This is a genomic window from Allobosea sp. (assembly GCF_036675845.1).
In the GTDB taxonomy this organism is placed as follows: domain Bacteria; phylum Pseudomonadota; class Alphaproteobacteria; order Rhizobiales; family Beijerinckiaceae; genus Allobosea.
Genome location: NZ_JAKFED010000190.1, coordinates 1 through 2,977, shown reverse-complemented (window position 1 = coordinate 2,977; position 2,977 = coordinate 1). Strand labels below are relative to the sequence as shown.

3 protein-coding genes are annotated in these 2,977 nt (G+C 68.4%); all 3 read left to right on the top strand.

What is annotated here, in order from left to right:
• On the top strand, window positions 1-1,387 hold a 1,387-nt coding region (locus V6M56_RS20435; protein WP_442881203.1), incomplete at its 5' end, for an oxidoreductase.
• Window positions 1,388-1,454: 67 nt separating this feature from the next.
• The gene (locus tag V6M56_RS20430) at window positions 1,455-1,802 is read left to right on the top strand and encodes a hypothetical protein (protein WP_332686438.1); all 348 of its coding nucleotides are present in this window, start codon (window positions 1,455-1,457) and stop codon (window positions 1,800-1,802) included.
• 141 nt (window positions 1,803-1,943) lie between these two features.
• Entirely contained in the window at window positions 1,944-2,891 is a 948-nt protein-coding gene (locus V6M56_RS20425; protein WP_332686436.1) for a ring-cleaving dioxygenase, read from the top strand.
• Window positions 2,892-2,977: the final 86 nt, after the last annotated feature.

Sequence of the window (2,977 nt, the reverse complement as noted above, 5' to 3'; positions counted from 1 at the left end):
CGACGTCTCGCTGGTCTGGTTCGAGCAGTTGCAGCGCTTCTGGGATTTCGAGCCGCTGCGCTTCGCCTTCGGCCTGATGACCCGCTCCAAGGCGATCACCTATGACAATCTCGCCTTGCGGGCCCCGGAATTCGTCGCCGCGATCGACAGGCTGGTCGCCGACGATCTCGGCGCCGACCAGGCGGTGCGCCGGGACGGCTCGCCGGTGCCGCCGGCCTTCCAGCCCTTCCGGCTGCGCGAGATGCAGGTGGCGAACCGCTTCGTCGTCTCGCCGATGTGCCAGTATTCGGCGCAGGAGGGCGTGCCGGGCGACTGGCACCTGATGCATTACGGCGCCCGCGCCGTCGGCGGGGCAGGGCTCGTCTTCACCGAGATGGCCTGCGTCTCGGCCGATGCGCGGATCACGCCGGGTTGCGCCGGACTCTATGACGATGCGCAGGAGGCGGCCTGGAAGCGGATCGTCGATTTCGCGCACGCGAACTCGGCGGCGAAGCTCTGCCTCCAACTCGGCCATGCCGGGCGAAAAGGCGCGAGCAAGCTGATGTGGGACGGCATGGACCGGCCGCTGGAGCAGGGCGCCTGGCCGATCATCTCGGCCTCGCCGCTGCCCTATTATCCCGAGAGCCAGGTTCCGCGCGAGATGACGCGGGTCGACATGGACCAGGTCAAGGCCGATTTCGTGCTGGCGGCCGAGCGCGGCCTGCGCATCGGCTTCGACATGCTGGAACTGCATTGCGCCCATGGCTACCTGCTCGCCAGCTTCCTTTCGCCTCTGACCAACCGGCGCAGCGACAAGTATGGCGGGTCGCTCGAGAACCGCTTGCGCTACCCGCTCGAAGTCTTTGCGGCGCTTCGCGAAATCTGGCCGGCGGGCAAGCCGATGTCGGTGCGCATCTCGGCGACCGACTGGAAGGAGGGCGGCATCAGCGGCGAGGAGTCGGTCGCGATTTCGGAAGCCTTCGCCCGGGCCGGCTGCGACCTGATCGACGTCTCGACCGGGCAGACCGAGCGCGATTCCCGGCCGCTCTATGGCCGCATGTTCCAGACGCCGTTCTCCGACCGGATCCGCAACGAGGCCGGCGTCGCGACGATGTGCGTCGGCGCCATCACCTCGGCCGACCAGGCCAACACCATCGTAGCCGCAGGGCGGGCCGACCTCGTGGCGCTCGGCCGCCCGCATCTGGCGGACCCGTCCTTCGTGCTGCGCGCCGCCGCCTGGTACGGGGCGGATGTGGCCCAGCCGGTGCAGTACCTGCCCGGCAAGGACCAGCTCATGCGCAACACGCCGCGCGAGCGCGAGGAACTCCGCGACCTCAAGCTCAAGGCCAAGCCGAGCCGCCACGGCGACGGCGCGCCGGCAACCTTGTCTGCCCGGGCCGCGGAGTAGCGCGCGGAACCTTGTGGCCTGCCAATCGGTTGTCCTCGATAACTTTCGGACAATGCGAGGAAACGCCATGGCACGCCGCCAGATCGGAACGACCGTATTCGCGCTGCTGCTCGGTTTCGGGCTCGCCACCGCCCCGGCGCTGGCGCAGACGGCGACGCCAGCCCAGCCCTCGACGACGCCCAGCCCGCCGACGCAGCCGGGTATCGGCCCGAAGACGACCGATCCGTCGCAGATCGACAAGGGCCAGAACATGATCCTGCCTTCGGCCGGCCAGTCCGGCGAGTCGGCAGCGCCGACCATGGTCTTCGATTGCGAGAAGAAGCCGCAGGATTGCACCGCTCCGGTCACGCCGGCCGACAAGACCAGCAAACCGGAGATGTCGGCGCCGCCCGCGACCTCCGCCCCGACCAAATGATCTTCGGCATTGCATTTCTGCAATATTTAATTGCCGCGCGCTCTGCTTTCGGGCGCGGCGGCAATGACTATCTTGGTGGCGACCGATCCAACAAGCGCCCGTCGCCGGCAGGCGGCGAGTGCGCAAAAAGGGGCGCACGCCATGCAACTGACAGGCATTCACCACGTCACCGCGATCACCGCGCAGGCGGCGCGGAACCGCCGCTTCTATGTCGAGACGCTCGGCCTCAGGCTGGTGAAGAAGACGGTGAACCAGGACGACACCTCGGCCTATCACCTGTTTTATGCCGACGGTGCCGGTTCGCCGGGCTCGGACCTGACCTTCTTCGACTGGCCGGCGGCGCCGGCGCGGCGCGGTACGCATTCGATCGTCCGCACCGCCCTGCGGGTCGCCGGCGAGGCCTCGCTGGAGTGGTGGCGGGAGCGGCTGGCCGCGGCTGGGGTCGAGGTCTCGGATGTCCTCAGCATCAACGGCCGGGCTGCTCTCGATTTCGAGGATCCCGAAGGCCAGCGCCTGACGCTCGTCGCCGATGGCGGGACGATCCCGTTCGCAGTCTGGGAGAAGAGCCCGGTCCCGGCCGAGCACCAGATTCGGGGGCTTGGGCCGGTGACGATCTCCGTCCCGCAGCTCGAGCGGACGGAGCTCGTCCTGACCAAGCTGCTCGGCCTGGAGCGGGCCTCGAACTACCAGCACGCGCCGCATGCCTCCGGTGACATCCATGTCTTCGGGATGGGCGAGGGCGGACCGGCGGCGGAGCTGCATGTCGCGGTCGAGCCCGGCCTGCCGCAGGCGCGCGAAGGGGCGGGCGGCGTCCACCATCTGGCGCTGCGGACGCCGAGCTTCGGCGAGTACGATGCCTGGGCGGAGCGGCTGAAGGAGTCCGGCTATCCCAATAGCGGGCCGGTCGACCGCTTCTACTTCCGCTCGCTCTATCTGCGCGAGCCGAATGGCATCCTGATCGAGATCGCCAGCGACGGGCCGGGCTTCGCCACCGACGAGCCGGCGGAGACGATGGGCGAGGCCCTGTCGCTGCCGCCCTTCCTGGAAGCGAAGCGGGCCGCGATCGAGGCTGGCCTGAAGCCGCTATAGACCGCCATGCGCCCATCCGGACGCAGAGATGGCGATCTATCTCTTTGTTGTAGCATCGGATTCAACCGAAAACCGGATTCCACTTT

Excerpts from the sequence above, each read along its gene's own strand:
- V6M56_RS20430 (WP_332686438.1), top strand. The coding sequence starts at position 1,455 with ATGGCACGCCGCCAGATCGGAACGACCGTATTCGCGCTGCTGCTCGGT.
- V6M56_RS20425 (WP_332686436.1), top strand. The coding sequence starts at position 1,944 with ATGCAACTGACAGGCATTCACCACGTCACCGCGATCACCGCGCAGGCG.